16 protein-coding genes are annotated in these 19,497 nt (G+C 59.6%); 8 read left to right on the top strand and 8 right to left on the bottom strand.

What is annotated here, in order from left to right; genetic code table 11:
- Positions 1 to 124 precede the first annotated feature (124 nt).
- The 3 genes from nspC to HJD22_RS13235 form a co-directional block, all read right to left on the bottom strand.
- On the bottom strand, positions 125 to 1,276 hold the full coding sequence (nspC, locus tag HJD22_RS13245; RefSeq protein ID WP_217267849.1) for a carboxynorspermidine decarboxylase: 1,152 nt from the start codon (positions 1,274 to 1,276) through the stop codon (positions 125 to 127).
- A 5-nt stretch (positions 1,277 to 1,281) separates the two neighbouring features.
- The gene (locus tag HJD22_RS13240) at positions 1,282 to 2,481 is read right to left on the bottom strand and encodes a saccharopine dehydrogenase family protein (protein WP_208653970.1); all 1,200 of its coding nucleotides are present in this window, start codon (positions 2,479 to 2,481) and stop codon (positions 1,282 to 1,284) included.
- Between the two features lie 216 nt (positions 2,482 to 2,697).
- The gene (locus tag HJD22_RS13235; protein ID WP_208657049.1) at positions 2,698 to 2,838 is read right to left on the bottom strand and encodes a hypothetical protein; all 141 of its coding nucleotides are present in this window, start codon (positions 2,836 to 2,838) and stop codon (positions 2,698 to 2,700) included.
- A gap of 231 nt (positions 2,839 to 3,069) precedes the next feature.
- Here HJD22_RS13235 and HJD22_RS13230 point away from each other — a divergent pair, with 231 nt between their 5' ends.
- From HJD22_RS13230 to HJD22_RS13220, 3 genes are all read left to right on the top strand, one after another.
- A complete protein-coding gene (locus HJD22_RS13230) occupies positions 3,070 to 4,287 on the top strand; it encodes a S9 family peptidase (protein WP_248730253.1) in 1,218 nt (405 codons plus the stop codon).
- Positions 4,288 to 4,321: 34 nt separating this feature from the next.
- On the top strand, positions 4,322 to 5,155 hold the full coding sequence (gene mepA / locus HJD22_RS13225) for a penicillin-insensitive murein endopeptidase (RefSeq protein WP_208653969.1): 834 nt from the start codon (positions 4,322 to 4,324) through the stop codon (positions 5,153 to 5,155).
- A 148-nt stretch (positions 5,156 to 5,303) separates the two neighbouring features.
- A complete protein-coding gene (locus HJD22_RS13220; protein ID WP_208653968.1) occupies positions 5,304 to 7,664 on the top strand; it encodes a DNA polymerase II in 2,361 nt (786 codons plus the stop codon).
- Positions 7,665 to 7,725: 61 nt separating this feature from the next.
- Here HJD22_RS13220 and HJD22_RS13215 read toward each other — a convergent pair whose 3' ends face one another.
- Positions 7,726 to 9,006, bottom strand: coding sequence for a Zn-dependent hydrolase (locus tag HJD22_RS13215; protein WP_208653967.1), 1,281 nt, complete (start codon positions 9,004 to 9,006; stop codon positions 7,726 to 7,728).
- 242 nt (positions 9,007 to 9,248) lie between these two features.
- On the opposite strand from HJD22_RS13215, the gene HJD22_RS13210 reads away from it, so the two are divergent.
- A complete protein-coding gene (locus tag HJD22_RS13210; RefSeq protein ID WP_208653966.1) occupies positions 9,249 to 9,803 on the top strand; it encodes a DUF421 domain-containing protein in 555 nt (184 codons plus the stop codon).
- A 90-nt stretch (positions 9,804 to 9,893) separates the two neighbouring features.
- On the opposite strand, the gene HJD22_RS17885 is transcribed toward HJD22_RS13210, so the two are convergent.
- Complete coding sequence (locus tag HJD22_RS17885) at positions 9,894 to 10,907, bottom strand: methyl-accepting chemotaxis protein (RefSeq protein ID WP_248730252.1); 1,014 nt, start codon at positions 10,905 to 10,907, stop codon at positions 9,894 to 9,896.
- A complete protein-coding gene (locus HJD22_RS17880) occupies positions 10,855 to 11,532 on the bottom strand; it encodes a Tar ligand binding domain-containing protein (RefSeq protein WP_248730251.1) in 678 nt (225 codons plus the stop codon). The genes HJD22_RS17885 and HJD22_RS17880 overlap by 53 nt, the downstream gene beginning before the upstream one ends.
- A gap of 502 nt (positions 11,533 to 12,034) precedes the next feature.
- Here HJD22_RS17880 and HJD22_RS13200 point away from each other — a divergent pair.
- Positions 12,035 to 13,804 (top strand): bifunctional diguanylate cyclase/phosphodiesterase, encoded by a 1,770-nt coding sequence (locus HJD22_RS13200; protein WP_208653965.1) that lies wholly within the window; start codon positions 12,035 to 12,037, stop codon positions 13,802 to 13,804.
- A gap of 77 nt (positions 13,805 to 13,881) precedes the next feature.
- Here the strand turns inward: HJD22_RS13200 and HJD22_RS18010 are convergent, their stop codons facing one another.
- On the bottom strand, positions 13,882 to 15,582 hold the full coding sequence (locus tag HJD22_RS18010) for a methyl-accepting chemotaxis protein (RefSeq protein WP_208653964.1): 1,701 nt from the start codon (positions 15,580 to 15,582) through the stop codon (positions 13,882 to 13,884).
- A 305-nt stretch (positions 15,583 to 15,887) separates the two neighbouring features.
- On the opposite strand from HJD22_RS18010, the gene HJD22_RS13190 reads away from it, so the two are divergent.
- A complete protein-coding gene (locus tag HJD22_RS13190; RefSeq protein WP_217267763.1) occupies positions 15,888 to 17,207 on the top strand; it encodes a ferric reductase-like transmembrane domain-containing protein in 1,320 nt (439 codons plus the stop codon).
- Between the two features lie 133 nt (positions 17,208 to 17,340).
- Here the strand turns inward: HJD22_RS13190 and HJD22_RS13185 are convergent, their stop codons facing one another.
- Positions 17,341 to 18,057 (bottom strand): YebC/PmpR family DNA-binding transcriptional regulator, encoded by a 717-nt coding sequence (locus HJD22_RS13185; protein WP_208653963.1) that lies wholly within the window; start codon positions 18,055 to 18,057, stop codon positions 17,341 to 17,343.
- 102 nt (positions 18,058 to 18,159) lie between these two features.
- Here HJD22_RS13185 and HJD22_RS13180 point away from each other — a divergent pair, with 102 nt between their 5' ends.
- Together HJD22_RS13180 and HJD22_RS13175 are read left to right on the top strand one after the other, a co-directional pair.
- A complete protein-coding gene (locus HJD22_RS13180; protein WP_208653962.1) occupies positions 18,160 to 18,324 on the top strand; it encodes a hypothetical protein in 165 nt (54 codons plus the stop codon).
- Between the two features lie 49 nt (positions 18,325 to 18,373).
- Positions 18,374 to 19,486 carry a phosphatidylserine/phosphatidylglycerophosphate/cardiolipin synthase family protein gene (locus HJD22_RS13175; protein WP_208653961.1) on the top strand — a complete coding sequence of 371 codons (1,113 nt, stop codon included), beginning with the start codon at positions 18,374 to 18,376 and terminating at the stop codon, positions 19,484 to 19,486.
- Positions 19,487 to 19,497: the final 11 nt, after the last annotated feature.

The following is a 19,497-nucleotide window of genomic DNA, read 5'->3' as shown; positions in this document are numbered from 1 at the left end:
CTCTGGAATTCCAAGAAAATCAGACCCTCGATTGTAGCGATCTTCCGCCGCCACTGCACGCAGGTGGGCCATGCGCACTGCCAGCCGGGGGCGTCCGCGTTCTGCAGCAGGCGCCCTCGCTGGATCAGCTCAGGCGCTGCATGTAGTCTTCATAACCGAAGGTCCTGACCGTGCGCACTTCACGGCTGGTCTCGTCGACCCGGCAGATCGCCGGCAGGCGCATGCCGTTGAAGGTGGTGGTCTTGACCATGGTGTAGTGAGCCATATCGGTGAACACCATCCGGTCGCCGATGGCGAGCGGTGCATCGAACGAGTAGTCGCCGATCACGTCGCCGGCCAGGCAGGTGGTGCCGCCCAGGCGATAGGAGTGGGCCTTCTCGCCCGGTGCGCCGGCGCCGATGATCTCGGGTCGGTAGGGCATCTCCAGTACGTCCGGCATGTGCGCAGTGGCGGAGGTGTCGAGAATGGCGATGGGACCGTCGTTGTCGACGATATCCAGCACGCTGCACACCAGGAAGCCCGTGTTCAGGGCGATCGCTTCGCCCGGTTCCAGATAGACCTCGAGATGGGGATGGCGCGCCTTGAAATCGCGGATCACCCGAACCAGCCGCTCCACATCGTAAACGGCGCGGGTGATGTGGTGCCCACCACCGAAATTCACCCAGCGCATGTTCGGCAGATACTTCCCGAACCTCTCCTCGAATGCGGTAAGCGTCGCCTCTAGAGCATCGCTGTTCTGCTGGCAGAGCGTATGGAAGTGCAGCCCCTCCAGACCGTCCAGTACTTCCGACGTGACGTGCACCGCCCGCGTACCAAGCCGCGAACCCCGGGCACAGGGATCATAGAGGGCTACCTCGCCGGTCGAGTGCTCGGGATTGACCCGCAAGCCGCAGGAGACCTGGCGCGGTGCCGCCGCGACAACGTCGCGAAAGCGCCGCCACTGCCCCGGCGAGTTGAAGCTGATGTGGTCCGCATAGTGCAGTACCACACCCATCTCCTCGTCGGTGAAGGCCGGCGAGTAGACGTGCACCTCGCCGCCGAAGCGCTCGGCGCCGAGGCGGGCTTCATCCTGTCCGCTGGAGGTGGTGCCGACCAGATATTGGCTCACCAGCGGGAAGGTATCCCACATGGCGAAGCCCTTCAGGGCGAGCAGAATCTTCGCCCCGCTGCGCGTCTGAACCTCCTTCAGGAGTTCCAGGTTGCGGCGCAGCAGGGTGTCGTCGACCACGTAGGCCGGCGACGGACAGGCGTGGATATCGAAGTCGGGGCTCATCATGCCACTCATGCCAGCGGGTCGTGGTCCGGATCGAGCTCGACCATTTGCCACGGCAGGCCCATCTCGCCGATGCGCTCCATGAACGGGTCCGGATCGAGCTGCTCGACGTTGAATACGCCTTCGCCCTTCCAGATGCCCTGGAGCATCAGCATGGCACCGGTCACTGCTGGCACGCCGGTGGTGTAGGAGATCGCCTGCGACTTTACTTCCGCATAGCTCTCCTCATGGTCGCAGATGTTGTAGATGTACACTTTGCGCCGCTTGCCGCCCTTGATGCCGTCGGCAATGATGCCAATGTTGGTCTTGCCCTTGGTGCGCGGGCCGAGCGAGGCTGGATCGGGAAGTACCGCCTTGAGGAACTGCAGCGGGGAGATCTTGCAGCCATCGACCTCGATCGGCTCGATGCTGGTCATGCCGACGTTCTCGAGGACCTTCAGGTGAGTGATATACCTCTCGGAGAAGGTCATCCAGAAACGGATGCGCTCCAGCCCCTTGATGTTACGGGACAGCGATTCCAGCTCCTCGTGATAGAGCAGGTAGATGTCCTTCTCGCCGATGCCGTCGAAGTCGAACTTGCGCTTCTCGGCCAGCGGCGGGGTCTCCATCCACTCGCCTTTTTCCCAGTAGCGGCCATTCGCGGTGATCTCGCGAATGTTGATCTCGGGGTTGAAGTTGGTGGCGAAGGGGTAGCCGTGATCGCCCCCATTGGCATCGAGGATATCGATGCGGTGGATCTCGTCGAACAGGTTCTTCTGGGCGTAGGCGCAGTAGATGTTGGTCATGCCCGGGTCGAAGCCGCAGCCCAGGGTGGCCATGTTGCCCGCCTTGACGTAGCGGTCGTGGAAGGCCCACTGCTCCTTGTACTCGAACTTGGCCTCGTCCGGATGCTCGTAGTTGGCGGTGTCGAGATAGGGCACGCCGGTACGCAGGCAGGCCTCCATGATGGTCAGGTCCTGGTAGGGCAGGGCCACATGGATCAGCACGTCCGGCTTGAACGACTCGATCAGCGCGACCAGCGCTTCGACATCGTCGGCATCGACTTGGGCGGTTTGGATGGGGCGGTCGAGCTGCTCGGCTATCGCCTTGCACTTCGCTTCGTTGCGACTGGCCAGACAGATCTCGTGGAACACCTCGGGATGCTGCGCGCACTTGTGAGTCACGACACCACCGACGCCGCCGGCGCCAATAATCAAGGCTTTGCTCATGCGTTCGCCTCCAAATCGAAATTCAACAGGGGTCGAGGCTAATCGGTCTTGTGCGATAAGGGAAATCACACTGGCCCGATGTCACCTTGGTCATGGTCTCACCCAGCCCCCATGAGCCCGGTAAGAGGGCGCAGATGATGGCCAAGTCGAGAACAAGGCTCAAGTTTTTTTTGAGGCAATTGCCTGCTGCAAGGGCGATGAACCCTCTTTCGGCGCTCACTCACGACGCTGCATGCAATTATCATAGAAGGTCACGTTTCTGGCCGCTTCCGCCAGTGCCTCATTTGGTGGGGCATGGGCACTGGTCGCAAGGGAGGTGCCTAGCATCAGCAAGGCAAGGGCGGTTGCTTTTACCATCAGTCGTCTCGCTGGCGTGTCATGACGTCATTGTCATCAAAAAGTAGGCCAGCGGGAGATGGCAGCCAGGTAAAACCGCTCACCTTATGGGAAGGCCGTCCTCCTTATACTACCTTGTTAACTAACGTATTGGATGCGGGTCCTTTCGAGGCCTACTCGTAAGAGCCAACTCATTGCCGCCATGAGGCGGGGTGCCGACGCAGGATAAAGACAATCTCAGGGAGAGCCACCATGAAAACGTCGAACCATACGTCGCCTTTACCGCAAGGGCATGCCACATATCACCATGACCTCACAGATTCACGCCAGGTGCTGGACCTGCCCTCGGAATGTGGCCATTCGGAAGGCGCTTGGCGCTTTGCGTTTGGTCTTGCCGCCTTCGTCGGTTTGTCCTCGTCTGGGGCGGCGTTGGCCACCGAGCCCGAGCCGGGCACCCTGCTCGGCGCCGACGATCCTGTTGAGGTAACGCTTGAGCATCCAAGCGAGCATCTCCTCGCCAGTGATTTCCCAGGCACCACCATCGATGCCGAGCTGTCGGTCTGGCAGGAGTATATTCCGGATATCCAGGATATCGAGATCACCTCATCGGTCGATGAGGCCAGTCAGCCGGCGCTCTACTATGACTCCGGCTCCGACGAAGAGAAGCCGCTGCTGCTGGTGCTCCACAGCTGGAGCACCAATTACCTTCAGAACATCGATATTCCCTTGGGGCAGTTCGCCGTGGCCAATGACTGGGTCTTCATTCACCCGGATTTCCGTGGTCAGAACGATGGCCGTCCCGAGTCAACGGCCTCCGAGCTGGTCATATCCGATATGGAGGATGCCCTCGAATACGCGCGTGACAATGCCAACATCGATGAGTCGCGCATCTACCTTCTTGGCTACTCCGGTGGAGCGCTCAATGCGCTGCATCTGGCCAGCCGCAACCCAGATGTATTCGCTGGCGTGGCCGCGTGGGTGCCTGTCTACAACCTGGTGACCTGGTATGGGTGGAATGCCGAGCGTGGCGAGAAGTACGCCGATGAGATTGCCAGTGCGTGTGGCGGCGAGCCGAGCGAAGGCAGCGAGGCCCATGACGAGTGCATCCAACGCAGTGCCAGCGCGCGCCTACCTGAAGTGGCAGGCGACATTCGTGTGCTGATCGCGCATGGCATCGATGACGATACCGTGCCGCCTGAGCAGGCGTTGAACGCCTTCAACGGCCTGGCGGCCGAGGAGGATCGCATTCCGCAGGAGCAGATCGATGAGCTCATGGCGAGTGGCGAGGTGCCGCAGGCGCTCGCCGAGCGTTCGGAGCACGAGCAGCGCGATTTCGCTCGTTTCGATGAAGCCGACGCACCGGTACTGCTCTATCTGCAGTCAGGGCTTGCCGAGCTTGTGCTCTTCGATGGCGAGCACGACATGCTCTATCGCCCCGGGCTCGAGTGGCTTGCTCGACAACAACGCTGAGTGGAAAAGTTTAATCAACGAGGATGCTCTATCTATGCTTTGTTTTCGCTCCCCGCGACGTCTGGCAAGCGCGACTGCAACGCTGCTTGCTCTCACCGCCGCCTGTGGGCTTGCAAGCACCACTGCCCTTGCCGCCGATGACTGGGCCGATGTCACCGAGCCGTTGCCCGGCGAGCCCCGCATCATCGGCCATCATGGCGGGGCCTGCCTGGTCGGGGCCGAGCAGCTTCCCCCGGAGGGCGTTGGCTATCAGGCGGTGGACATGGACCGCAACCGCCATTACGGCCATCCCATGCTGATCGATTACATCGACAATCTCGGCCATCGAGTCGATGAGTCCGGGTTCGGCCCGATACTGGTGGGTGACATGGCGCAGCCGCGGGGTGGCCCGATGCCATACGGGCATGTCAGCCACCAGAGCGGGCTGGATGTCGATATCTGGTTTCGCCTCGATCTGCCCAGGCTGGAGCGCAGCGAGCGCGAGGATCTCGATCAGCCGATTCTGGTCGATCCCGTCACCAATCGCGTCGATGAGCGCTGGAGCGATGAACATGCCACCTTGATACGCCTGGCGGCGGATGACCCTCGAGTGGCGCGGATATTCGTCGATGGCGCGGTCAAGCGTGACCTCTGCGAGCGTGAATGGGACGACCGCTCCTGGCTGCGCCGGATCCGACCCTGGCACTCCCACGATGAGCACCTGCATGTTCGCCTGCGCTGCCCAGCGGGTGCCACAGAGTGTGTCGACCAGCCCGAGCCGCCGCCCGGTGAAGGCTGCCAGGCATTTGCGCCGACGCCGCGACCGGAGGTCTATCCAAGCCCGGGGCGTACTCTGCCACCGGCCTGCGCTGCGGTATTGAGCCAGTAACCGGTCCCTTTACTTCAGCTGTTCCTCGGCAACCGGCCCAGACGTCCTGGGTCGGTTGTCAGCGGCGTAATGATCGTGCGTAGGATCGGCGACAACCTTCGCCCTAGCCAGTAACATGCCACACCGATTGGCGTAACGAGGGGGCGCGGTGGAACGACAGCAGGGCTTCGTGCTGACCCGGCACTGGCGCGATACGCCCGCGGGGACCGAGATAGCATTCTGGTTGGCGACCGACGACGGTCCGCGTCAGGTACGCCTGTCGGCCCAGCCCTCGGTGGCTTTCATTCCCAGCGAGCAGCGTGAGCGCGCAGAGAAACTGCTGCGTGGCGAGCGCGAGTTCGAGCTTCGAGAACTCTCCCTTTGCGATTTCGACCACCGTCCGGTATTCGGCCTCTACTGCCGGCAGTATCGGCAGTTGCTGAATATCGAGAGGCGACTTCGCGAGGCGGGAATCGAGATGTTCGAGGCCGATATTCGCCCGCCTGACCGCTACCTGATGGAGCGCTTCATCACGGCACCGGTGTGGTTTACGAGCGAGGCGGATGGTGGGGGGACACCGACCGCGACACAGCTCAAGCCCGCTCCTGACTATCGTCCTCGGCTCAGGCTTGCCTCGCTTGACATCGAGACCAGCGAGCGGGGTGAGCTCTACTCCATCGCCGTGGAAGGGTGCGGTGAGCGCCAGGTCTACATGCTCGGCGCGGCCCAGCATCACGCCGATACCCATTGCGACTTCGCTCTCGAATACTGCAACACTCGTCAGGCGCTGCTTGCGCGACTCAACGACTGGATTGCCCGGCATGATCCGGATGCGATCATCGGCTGGAATCTGGTGCAGTTCGATCTGCGCATTCTGCAGCGACATGCCGAGCAATGTGGTGTGCCGCTGCTGCTTGGACGCGGTGGCGAGCCGATGGAGTGGCGGGCCCATGGCAGCAACGCCAATCATTTCTTCGCCTCGGCCGCTGGTCGGCTGATCATCGATGGCATCGAGATGCTACGCCAGGCGACCTGGCACTTCACCTCGTTCAGCCTGGAGAACGTTGCCCAGCAACTGCTTGGTGAAGGTAAGGCGATCGACAACCCCTACCAGCGTATGGACGAGATCAACCGCATGTTCGCCGAGGACAAGCCGGCTCTTGCGCGTTACAACCTCAAGGATTGCGAACTGGTCACCCGCATATTCGAGAAGACCAGGTTGATCGACTTCCTGCTCGAGCGCGCCGTGGTCACTGGCTTGCCTACCGACCGCAGTGGCGGCTCGGTCGCGGCGTTCTCGCATCTCTACCTGCCACGCATGCACCGGCTGGGATTCGTCGCGCCAACGCTTGGAGGGCGGGCAGGTGAGGAGAGTCCGGGTGGCTTCGTCATGGACTCACGTCCCGGTCTCTACGACTCGGTGCTGGTGCTCGATTTCAAGAGCCTCTATCCGTCGATCATCCGCACTTTCCTGATCGACCCGGTGGGGCTGGTGGAAGGGTTGCACGAGCCCGACGCCGCCGTGGCAGGCTTTCGTGGCGCGCAATTCTCCCGCACCCGGCACGCCTTGCCCGAGATGGTGGCGCGAGTATGGGAAGGCCGTGAGGCGGCAAAGCGCGAAGGCAATGCACCGCTCTCCCAGGCGCTCAAGATCATCATGAATTCCTTCTATGGTGTGCTGGGGTCACGGGGTTGCCGATTCTTCGACCCGCGCCTGGCCTCATCGATTACCTTGCGTGGTCACGAGATCATGCGACGCACTCGCGAATTGATCGAGGCGCGGGGATATACCGTTATCTATGGTGATACCGACTCGCTGTTCGTCTGGCTTGGCGAGGTGCATGAGGAACCGCAAGCCCAGTCGATCGGACGGCACCTCACGGACCACACCAATCAGTGGTGGCGTGAGCACCTCCGCCATGCCTATTGCTTGGAGAGTGCGTTGGAGCTTCAGTTCGAGACGCATTTCCGTCGTTTCCTGATGCCTACCATTCGCGGTGCCGAGGAGGGCAGCAAGAAACGCTATGCGGGACTGGTCCGAGAGGCTGATGGGAGCGAGCGGCTGCTCTTCAAGGGGTTGGAGTCGGTACGCGCCGACTGGTCGCCGCTGGCCAAGACCTTCCAGCAGGAGCTCTACCGGCGGATATTCACTGGTGAGCCGCACCGCGACTATCTGCGCGACTACGTCAAGCGCACGCTTGCCGGTGAGTTCGACGAGCGCCTGATCTACCGCAAGCGGCTGAGGCGCAGACTGGATGACTACCGGCGCAACGTGCCTCCCCATGTACGCGCGGCGCGGATGGCCGATGAATACAACGCCCAGCTGGGCCGGCCTAAACAGTATCAGAGCGGTGGCTGGATCAGCTACGTGATCACCCTGTCGGGGCCGGAGCCCCTGGAGATACGCCGCTCGGCCATCGACTATCATCACTATGTGACACGCCAGCTGCAACCGATCGCCGATGCCATCCTGCCCTTCGTCGGCGACGACTTCACGGCGTTGATCGATCAGCAGCTGGGGCTTTTCTAAGTATTGGCATGACATGCAGGGCGCCTGCGTTGCCGGCGCCCATCGCATGCGATCACTTGATTCAGGCGCTGGTCGCCATCGGCTGTTGCGTGGTTTCGTCCACCGCCGCCTTGAGCACCGCATGCAGCAGCACGTTGCAACCCGCGGCCAGGTCATCGGGTTCGGCACTCTCGCTCTCGTTGTGGCTGATGCCCTTCTCGCAGGGCACGAAGATCATCGCCGCAGGCGCGATCCGGGCGATGAAGATGGCATCGTGCCCGGCCCCGCTGACGATATCCATATGCGAGATGCCGTGCCGCTGGGCGCCTTCACGGACGGCCTGCACGCACGCTTCGTCGAAATTCTCCGCAGGGAAGTCGGCGGTGGGGGTCAGCTCTGCCTTGAGCCCATGGCGTGCAGCGACCTCATTGATGGTCTGAGTCAACGCCTCTGCCATGGAGTCGAGTTTTGCCGGCTCGAGATGGCGCATGTCGATGGTCATTTTGATCTGCCCGGGAATCACGTTGCGCGAGCCGGGATGCACGTTGAGGCAACCCACGGTGCCGCGGCCATGAGGCTGATGCTGCTCGGCGATCCGGTTGACGGCCTGCACCAGCTCGGCGGCCCCTAGCAGGGCGTCATTGCGCAAATTCATCGGCGTGGGGCCGGCATGAGCCTCGTTGCCGGTCAGGGTCAGGTCGAACCACTTCTGACCCAGCGCGCCAATCACCACACCAACGGTTGTACCGGTATCCTCGAGAATCGGCCCCTGCTCGATATGCGCTTCGAAGTAGGCGGCGATCTCGCTGGGCTCGACCTTGTCGCTGCCGACGTAGCCGATCGCTTGCAGGGCATCGCCAGCGGTGATGCCCTCGGCATCGGTGCGCAAAAGCATCTCCTCGAGAGAGAGCTGGCCGGCGAACACGCCGGAGCCCATCATGCAGGGGGCAAAGCGGCATCCTTCCTCATTGGTCCAGGCGACCACCTCGATCGGGGCACGGGTGGTAACGCCATGCTGGTTGAGCGTGCGGATCACTTCGAGCCCGGCCAGCACCCCAAAGGTGCCATCGTATTTACCGCCAGTGGGCTGGGTATCGATATGGCTGCCAATCATCACACTCTTGGCATGAGGGTCGCTGCCAGGGCGGCGAGCGAAGATATTGCCGATGGCATCGATTCGGACGCTGCACCCCTCGGCACGACACCACTCGATGAACAGGTCGCGCCCCTGGCGGTCGAGATCGGTCATTGCCTGGCGATTGACGCCTCCCTTGGGAGTGGCACCGAGCTTGGCGAGGTCCATCAGCGATTTCCAGAGACGCTCGCCATCGATGGTTGGCTGGTTCATGGCTATATCGGTCATTACGGTTCCTTGTCATTGTTGGAGATTATCGCGGCATCACTATGCTACTGCGACGATGCCATGGTGCTAACCCATGATGCTAATGAGGGGCAGGAGCAGGTGGATAGACAAGAGGCTAGGCAAGAGGGGGCAAACGAAGGCTTGCATGCACTATGCCTCTTTTTTAGCCCGCGAACGAGTTTCCGTCAAGGCAGGGCTCGGCCAAGAGGCTACGCTGATGGTTGGATAACGAGGAGGCAGTTTTGGATCCCATCTTTTACGATAATTGGCAGGCGCTCATGCGCACCCTGATGCTGGGCCTATTGGGTTATGCGAGCCTGGTGGCTCTCCTGCGTATTTCCGGACGTCGCACGCTCTCCAAGATGAACGCCTTCGACCTGGTGGTCACCGTCGCCCTCGGCTCGGTGATGGCGACGGTCATGCTCAGCAAGGAGGTGACCCTGGCCCAGGGGACGTTGGCGTTTGCCTTGCTGGTGGGTATGCAGTACCTGGTAACCTGGAGCAGCGTTCGCCAGCGCTGGGTGCGCAAGCTCGTGACCGGCGAGCCGGCGTTGCTTTTTTACCAAGGCAACTATCTGCCCGCAGCGTTGAAGAGAGCCCGCGTGACAGAGGATGAGGTGAGGGCGGCGATGCGAGCCTCGGGTAAGGCGACGATGAACGAGGTGGAGGCGGTGGTGCTGGAAACCGATGGTTCATTCAGCGTCGTAGGGCAGGGTGTCACGTCTGGGGAGTCGAGCCTGGAAGGGGTCAAAGCGCCGGGAATAAATCGGCTCGACGTTTCCACCGGTCGGAAGTGACGCTAGGCGCGCGAGCCACCTTGCTCAATAGCAAGGTGGCTCGATGCTGGGTATCACTTGCTTAGTGAGAGTGGCTGGCGCGTGCCTCTTTTAGAATTCGCTCCACTCCTCCGCCGTTGCTTCGGCTCGGCTCGCGGTTTTGCTCCTCGGGGCGGATGCAGGCAACGAGACATAATCGAGCGTCGGCTTCTTGGCTCGGGCCACCCTGGCCTGCGGGCTCGCCTGTCCATTGACCTTGAAGGTAGCGATCAGCTCGGCCAGGTATTTGGCCTGCTCTTCCAGTGATGCGGCTGCCGAATTGGTCTGCTCGACGAGCGAGGCATTTTGCTGTGTCACGTTGTCCATCTGCGTTATCGCCACATTGATCTGTTCTATGCCGCTATTCTGTTCACGAGTGGCGGTCGAGATTTCATTCATCAGCGAGGAGACTTGACGAATCGAGCTGACGGTTTCATTGATTGTCCTGCCGCTACGCTCGGCTTGTTCCGCACCGGCCGCGATCCGGGTTGCCGTCTCTTCGAGCATGGTGCGGATCTCCTTGGCCGAGTCCGCGCTCCGGCTGGCGAGTGAACGCACTTCCTGGGCCACGACCGCAAAACCTCGGCCTTGCTCTCCCGCTCGAGCGGCCTCTACGGAAGCATTCAGCGCCAGGATATTGGTCTGAAACGAGATGGAGTCGATCACTGCGACGATTTCGTTTATCTTGCGAGAGTTGTCCGCGATTTCGCGCATGATCTGGACTGTGCGTTCGACCTCCTGGCCGCCCGATTCCGCCGTTTTCGAGGCATTCGATGTCAAGCGATCCGCCTCGATGGCTGAGTCGGTGTTCTGACGCACTGTCGCGGCCATCTCCTCCATGCTCGAGGCCGTTTCCTGAAGGGCGGCGGCCTGCTCCTCGGTACGTGATGACAAATCCTGGCTTCCGGAGGCGATTTCTCCCGCACCGGTAAAGACGCTGTCGCTACTGCTACGCAACGTCAAAATGAGCTGGCTCAGCTTCTCCTGCATATCCTTAAGCGCACCGAAGAGCTGACCGATTTCATTGCGGCCTCTATCCTCGATCTGTACGGTCAGGCCGCCCTTGGCAAGACGCTGGAAATGCATGACTGCCGCCTTGCAGGGGAGTCACGACGGTTTGCATCATTGCCCTACGTACGAGGAGTGTGGCGAGCAGAGAGAGTATCAATAACACGATGGAGGCGACTTCGGCATCTCGGCTGGAGCGGGCATCGGCGGCGATCAGTTCAGTACCCCGCGCCTCGACGAAGCGGATAAAGTCTAAAACGGCAGCGTCAAATTTGGACGAGGCTTCGACGATCTGCGCTTGTTGCTGCTTGAATTCCTGAGGATTCATGCTGGAAAGATAAGGGATCAGCATGCTGTTCATGACGGTATCGTAAGCCGATGCGATAGCCGCAACATAGGTAGCTCTGGAATCCCCTTCCGGCAATTGCACTGCTTCAAATTCGTCGTAGCGTCGTTGTGCCTCGCTGGCGGCATCCCTGGCGTGTTGCAGCAGTGCGGTCGTCGCTTCACTATTCTGGTCGGCTACATCGATATCGGCATAGCGCCCAAGAATGAGCCTCAGCCGTAAGAGGTTGACCTGCGCTCTGTTGATGGCAGTCGCCTTGGTTACGTTGATCTCGGAAAGCTCTTTTTTTATCGCCTTTGAGCTGACACTATTCGAATAAAATCCCATGGCGCTGATGGCGACAATCATCAGTACCATGATGCCTAGAGCCAGGGTCAACCCTATTACTGACCGATATGTTTTTCATTTTTTGATATTTTCCTCACATCTCTCTCGGAACAGGCAGCCCCTTGCTGCCTGTTTTCTACTTATCGGCCTATGGCAAGATAAACTAAGCAAAAAGTAGCTTTTTTTCATTATATGTAACGTAAGCTTGATCGGTGGTGGCGACCATGAATATCATAAATAATATCTAATTAAGCGGTCTCGTAAGAGCTAGTGCTTGCTGATGGGTTAGCAGTATGGATATTGGGGAGATTCATGAAAGGTGGTGGTGATACTCATTTTTTCTCTCGTGAAAGAAGGGAAAAACTAGTGATCTCAAAGGGAGGGAAAGAGGATTGCTTTGTATAGGGAGCTAACGGAAAATAGTCGCCTACCGCCTGGCTTGGTCATTGCGTTAGAGGGCATTGAGATCCACACCACGATCTCAACCGTAGAGAGTAACAATTAGCCTTGTTATACCGAGATAAACTTGCCCATGAGTGATAGAGAGCCAGCACGCCTGCAAGCGCTTAGGCAGCTTAGTCTGCTTGATACCTCGCCTCATGAAAGTTTCGATCGTATCGTTCGTCTCGCCTCCCAGCTCTTCAACACACCGATTGCCGCGATTTCTCTGGCGGATGAGCATCGGCAATGGTTCAAGTCTCGCATCGGGATTGAGCAGCAAGGCATTGCACGATTCAAAGCACCTTGTGCGGAAATCGCCCGATCATGCAAACCATTGATCCTGCCAGATTTGTTGAAAAGCGAAGCGTATCGAGATGGCCCGCTGGTGAGATCGGGCTTGCGCTTTTATGCCGGCGCCCCACTGTTGACCCAGGAGGGGGTTGCCCTTGGGGCATTGTGCGTTGCAGGTCTCGAGCCTTGTGAGGTGAGTGAGGCAAAGCGCACGGCACTGGCCGATCTTGCATCGATGATCATGTCGCAGATCGAGCTTCAGCATTCCTTGAGCAGGATCGACCCATTCACTGGTCTCCCGAATAGAAGCCAATTCACCGAGGATCTGCAGGCCAAGGCCAAGGAGGAGCCAAGCACGCTCTACTGTGCTTTCCTGACAGAGCTTGTCGATAGCATCGAGATAAGCACCTTGCACCGGGTAATGGGACCCAACTATCTGGACGATGTGGAGCGTGATGCCGGGTTCAGCTTGCAGCGTGTCCTCGATCCCACCAGCCGGCTCTATGCCATAGGCCAGTGTCAGTTCGTGCATCTGGTGAAAGCGACGGACGAGGAGGGGCTGCTAAATGAAGCGCTGCGTCTACGCAAGCAGCTTATCGATCTCAATTCTGCCAGAATCGTAACGGTGCTCATCCATCCCGTCATCGGCATATCGCCGTTTCGTCTGGGTGAGGCCGAACCCAGCGACGTCCTGCGCACGGCGCTCTCCGCCTGTCAGGACGCACGACGGGCCGAGAGCGGCGCGAGTATCTATTCGATGTCGCTCGATGCCGGCTATCAACGACGCTTTGCCCTGCTCAACGATATCCGCCCGGCACTGCAGGCCGGCGATCAGCTGAGGCTCGTCTATCAGCCCCGTGTCGAGGTCAAGAGTGGCAATTGCCTAGGGGCAGAAGCGCTATTGCGCTGGTGTCATCCGGTACTTGGCGAGATCTCGCCGGCGGAGTTCATCCCGCTGATCGAGCATACGCCACTGGCGCGGCCGCTGACCGACTGGATGGTCCACTCGGCCATCGAGCAATCGGCGCTATGGCATTATCAAGGCCACACCCTGCGTATCTCGATCAATGTCTCGGCCACCTGTCTCGGGGATGAGGCGTTTGCGCAGCGCTTGCTTGCGCTGATGGAGCACCATGGCCTGCCGAAAGCGGCACTGGAGCTTGAGCTCACCGAGAGCGCTCTGCTTGGCAAGGGGTGCGTGGCGCGTGCCCAGCTGCAGGCATTGATTGCGGCTGGCATCAAGATCGCCATCGATGACTTCGGTACAGGCTACAGCACGCTCTCCTATCTACAGGAGGTGCATGCCCATGTCGTGAAGATCGACCAATCCTTCATCATCGGGTTGTGCAGCGAGCCGCGTAGCCAGACGCTGGTCAAGGCGATGATCGGAATTGCGCATGAGCTTGGCTATCTCGTGGTGGCCGAAGGGGTGGAGAATGACGAGACCTATCAGCGCCTGGCCCAGCTCGAGTGCGATGAAGTGCAGGGTTACCTGATTGCCAAGCCGCTCACCCCCGATGAGTTCCAGTCATGGTTGGCGGTGGGCTATCCGCAAGCGCGGGTGGAGTGAGCCGCCATGTGAAAATGGAGAATGGAAAAAGCCCGGATACCGATGGCATCCGGGCTTTGCGACATTACTCCTTCAGATCAGAACTCTTCCCACTCGGGCTCTGCACTGCGGGCAGTCTTGGATTTGCTGACTGCCTTGGCGGAGGCCGCGGCCGGAGCGTGGCTAGCGTGAGAGGGAAGCTGCGCTCGAACAACCGCCGTGGCGCGAGCTGGCTTCTCGTTCGAAAGACGGAAGGTGGCCACGGCGGTTTCCAGCAACGCAGCTTGCTCCTCGAGAGAGGCCGCCGACGCAGAGGCTTGCTCTACCAGCGAAGCGTTCTGCTGGGTGACCTGATCCATCTGCGAGACCGCTTGTGTGACCTGCTCGATACCTTCGCTTTGCTCCTGAGATGCAGCCGAGATCTCGTCCATGATATCGGTGACGCGCCTGACCGAGGCGACCACGTCGCGCATGGTGCTGCCGGCGCTTTCCACCAGCTCGGAGCCCTGATGGACCTGGTTGGCCGAGGCGTCGATCAGCTGCTTGATCTCCTTGGCGGCCTCGGCGCTGCGGCTTGCCAGATTGCGGACTTCACTTGCGACCACGGCGAAGCCACGGCCCTGCTCGCCGGCACGCGCCGCTTCCACCGACGCGTTCAGCGCCAGGATATTGGTTTGAAAGGCGATCGAATCGATCACGCTGATGATATCGGTAACCTTCCTTGAGCTGTCGGCGATGCCGTGCATGGTGACGATGACCTGATCGACTACCTCACCGCCACGACCGGCTGTCAGGGAGGCGTCGCGGGCCAGCGTGCTGCCCTGGCGTGCGTTGTCAGCGTTCTGCTTAACCGTGGCGGTCAGCTGCTCCATGCTGGCGGCGGTCTGCTGCAGGGCCGCGGCCTGCTCCTCGGTACGTGAGGAGAGGTCGTTGTTACCCTGTGCGATCTCCCGAGCGCCGACATGAATCGAGCCGCTGCTGTCGCGCACACCTGAGACGGTTCTGGAGAGCCCGGTCTGCATATGTCCCATGGCGGAGAAGAGTTGGCCGATCTCGTTGCGGCCGCGGTCGGCAATTTTTTGTGAAAGGTCACCCTGGGCGATGCGTTCGAAATGGATCACTGCTTCCTCGAGGGGACGAATGACAATACGAGTCATGCCAGCCCAGACCACTACTACGATGATACCAGCCAGGACGAGGGAGGCCAGTTCGATATAACCGAACAGGGTCGACTCACGCTCGTACTCCACCATAAGCGTAGCGCTGTAGGCTTCTGCATGCTCGATGTACTCTTCGACAGCCGCGATAAAGGCCTGGTTGAGCTGATCACCTGTCCGCTTGGCTGCACGAAAGGCACTCTCATCCTGGCGCTGAAGTGCTTCCTGTTGAGGGATCAGGCCCTGCTGCAATAATTCGCTGAATGAGCTCAGGATCCGTATGACATCATCCTTCCCATCTTCAGTCTTGGGAGTGGATTGATAGTGCGCGAAATGCCGCTGAGCGGCCTCCATATTCCTAATTGCAATATTCAGGTAATTGTCCGCCAGTGCATCCTGTCCCTCATTTCGGGCATCCAACGAATTAAGTAAGAACAGTTGAGTATCAGCTACACTGAGCTGGCCACGATTGACGGAATACAGATCGTTAATCCCGATGCGATCCATTTCATGCAATGCTGCCGTGCCTAACCTGCCGGATTGATAGCCCAGCCCAGCCACGAGCACGATAAGTGCTGAGAACAGAGCAAGCACGATTGCCAGACTTGTTTTAACCGAGAGATTACTCAAGGTTCGATTCATAATTTTCCCTCATATACACGCTGTATATCAGCAGGTGGTTAAGTAATGCGGTATGTCGTTTCCAGGTGATAATTATTATTCTCATTTGGGTGTTTGGATTGCCCATCGTTAACGTTGCTATCGGCAGGGTTATGAGGGGCTTTAGAAGAAAGAATGCTAAAAATTTATAAGATGATAAAAATCTCTAATTTTTAAATAAAACTGCCGTTTGTATTTAGTAAATACTTGGAAAGTCATTGTTTTAAGGAGAGACTAATCGAATTGTTTAGCAAGCTTCGAATATTCAACACAAGGAGGAGGTGTAAGTGAACCCCGTCATTCGGCGTACGCTGCTCTGGGTCACGTTCTATATGTTATTGGCACTGCTGCCGATGGCGTTGGCGCTGCTGGTTCTCCCTGAAGGCGAACGCAGTGTCGGCGTTGAATTCGGCTCGATGCTTGGGCTGTTGGCGCTGGGGGTGCTGGCGATGCAACTGGTGATATCAGGCCGCCATCGCTGGTTCGGCTCGGGGGTGGGGCTGGACAACATGCTGCAGGTCCATCGCCAGCTTGGCATCTTCGCCCTGGTGCTTGTCCTGGTGCACCCCGCCGTCATGATGTTCTCCAATCCCGACTATGTGGAGTATCTCGATCCTCGTCAGGAGACCTTGCGTGCCATGGCGCTGATTCTCATCGTGCTCGCTACCAGCGTGCTGATCGTGAGCTCGCTGTGGCGCAAGCGCTTGGGACTGAGCTACGAGTGGTGGCGGGCACTGCATGGGGCGCTTGCGCTGTTCGTGGTAGCCGGTGGGCTGGGGCACGCCCTGATGGTGAGCCATTTTACCGCCGGGGTTGCCATCCAGCTGTTATTGATCCTGCTGTTTGCAATTCCCCTGGGCTTGCTGCTGGACTCCCGTCTTCTGCGAGTCATGCGGATGCGTCGTCGTCCCTGGCGAGTGGTGGTCAATCACGCCGAACGCGGTGATGCGGTGAGCCTGACGTTCGAGCCGCAGGGCGACCATCGGCTCGATTTCAAAGCGGGACAGTATCTGTGGATCACGCTCGGCAAGACGCCATTCTCGCTTCAGCAGCACCCTTTCTCCATTTCGACATCGGCGGCCCAGCCGGGGCGTATCGGCATCACCGCCAAGTGCCTTGGCGATTTCACCTGCTCGCTGCCCGATGTCGTGCCAGGCAGCCTTGCCTGGGTGGAGGGGCCCTACGGTGACTTCGTCTCCGATCCTCACAACCCCTCGGGTATCGTGCTGATGGCTGGCGGCATCGGCGTGACGCCGATGATGAGCATGCTGCGGACCTACCGCGACGGGAGTGTGAAGATGCCGTTGTGGCTGGTCTATGCCAACGAGACTTGGGAGGAGGCCACCTATCGCGAGGAGCTCGATGAATTGACCAAGGCATTGGATCTGGAGGTGATCCACGTCATCGATCAGCCGCCAGAAGGGTGGGAGGGGGAGAGCGGCTTCATCGATGAGGCGCTGATAACGCGACGCTTGCCCGCCGACGATGGGCGACGGGAGTACTTCATCTGCGGGCCGGCGCCGATGATGAACGCCACCGAGAAGGCGCTGCGCAGCGTCGGTGTCTCACCGACGCGCATCAATTCCGATCACTTCGATCTCGTGTGAAGTGAAGGGCACAACCAAACAGGAGCGGCTCATGATACATCTCTACGCTCGCCGTATCGGGGTTGTCATCTCGATCCTGCTGACGCTCATCGCCCTACTGGTGGCCATGGGCCTGGCAGGCTAGCGTGTCGTTTCAAAGCTCAGCGTTGTGGTAGACGTTCTGAACGTCGTCGAGTTCGTTGAGCATGTCGATGAACTTCTCGAACATGGCCACGTCCTCGCCCTCGACCGGCGTCGTGGTCTGGGGCAGGAACTGGATCTCATCGATGGTGAAGTCGAGATCGCCAAAGGCGTCGATCAATGCCTGCTTGGCCTTGGCATACTCGGTATGCGGGGCGAACACGGTAAGCTGGCCCTCTTCGTTCTCGATGTCGGTGACATCGGCATCGGCTTCCATCAGTGCTTCGAGTACCGCCTCTTCGTCCTGACCGGCAAAGGCGAGAATTGCGCAGTGATCGAACATGTGGCTGACGCTACCTGGCGTACCGATCTTGCATTTGGTCTTGGTGAAGCAGGCGCGCACATCGCCGAAGGTGCGGTTGGGGTTGTCGGTCAGGCAGTCGACGATCACCATGCAGTTGCCCGGGCCGAAGCCTTCGTAGCGGGCGGTGGCGAAGTCCTCTCCGCCCACGCCACTGGCCTTGTCGAGTGCCTTGTCGATTACGTGCGAGGGCACCTGATCCTTCTTGGCACGCTCGATCAATCCGCGCAGGGTGAGATTGCCGGAGGGATCGACGCCGCCGGACTTGGCGCATACATAGATCTCGCGACCATACTTGCTGTAAACCTTGGTCTTGGCGGCGGCCGTCTTGGCCATGGATTCCTTGCGGTTCTGGAAGGCCCTGCCCATCGTGCTATCCCATATTCATTGATTAGAGCGCCGATTTTACTCACAGTGATGGCTCAGGGCTATTGTCGCGACGGCTATTTGTGAGGTATCTGAACGCCTCGGATGATGCTTTTCGCTGCCCTGGCAGCCGGCTGTGCCAGCAACACTATCGCTCCGCGTTACACCTCCGACAATCCCGACATCCTGCGGGTAGGTGGCGAGCGTCCGGCCAACCCCGAAGTGCGAACCGAAAACGCCGGTTCCTACTGCGAGAGGCGTTGGAAATGAAGACGCCGTTTATGTCTCAATGAAAGCAACCTAGCCAAGGAGGGCGATAATGCGCAAAGGATGGCGCGACGGGAATCTTTTTACGCTGTTACCGGGGCATGGCTGCTATGTCCCCGAGATGCTATCGGCCATCGATGAGGCCAAAGAGTCGGTGCTGTTCGAGCAGTACCTGATGAGCTCAGGGCAGCTTGCCGAGCGCTTTGTCGCGGCGCTGATACGCGCAGCCAAGCGGGGCGTGCTGGTCAGGGTGCTGCTCGATGGAGTGGGGTCGAAGGATTTTATCTCGCGAGATCGCGAACGCCTGAGAGCGGCAGGCGTGCTTCTCTACGTATTCAACCCCTTCTCGGTCGGGCGGCTTCATGGCAACCTCACACGCAATCATCGCAAGCTACTGCTGGTGGACCGCAAGCGGGCCTACTGCGGGGGCTACTGTATCTCCGACGAGACGCTTGATTGGTTCGATCTGGCGATGCGAGCCGAAGGGCCGGTAGTCGAAGAGTGGCATGCATTGTTCATGTCGCTTTGCCACTCCCCCTTGACGCGGCTGACCGGGGAGGACGAGGTTGGTACGGCCAGTTCCCGGCTCGACCAAGAGCATGCGGGTGACATGCGTGGCCGTGTGCTCTGGGGACATGGTCATCGCGAGCAGTCGATTCGTTACTCCCTGCAGCAGCGTATCGCTTCCGCGTCCCGGCGCGCCTGGCTATGTACTCCCTATTTCCTGCCCACACGCAGCCTGCGCCGTAGCCTCATCGCCGCGGCCAAGCGGGGGGTGGATGTTCGCCTGCTGGTGGCGGGCAAGTGTCACGATCACCCCAGCGTGCGTTATGCAGGCCAATCCTACTATGCGCCTCTGCTGCGTGCCGGGGTAAAAATCCATGAGTACCAGGCCCGGTTCACTCATGCCAAGTACGCGATCGTCGATGAGTGGTGCACGCTTGGTTCATGCAATTTCGACCACTGGAGCCTGCGCTGGAACCTGGAAGCCAACCAGGAGGTGGAAAATGACCGCTTCGTGGCGGAGCTCGCTGAGCTATTCGAGACTCAGCTCGACGAAAGTAAAGAAGTGCAGGAGCATACGTGGGAGCGGCGACCTGTTGGTCATAAATTACGCGTGCAGGCGTCGGGCAAGGTGAGCGCATGGCTCACCTTTCTCCATTAGCCGCAATCAAG

Origin of the sequence: Halomonas sp. TA22, from assembly GCF_013009075.1 — a bacterium.
In the GTDB taxonomy this organism is placed as follows: Bacteria; Pseudomonadota; Gammaproteobacteria; order Pseudomonadales; family Halomonadaceae; genus TA22.
Note: the sequence above shows the minus strand (reverse complement) of the source record. Positions and strands in the feature narration are given on the sequence as shown.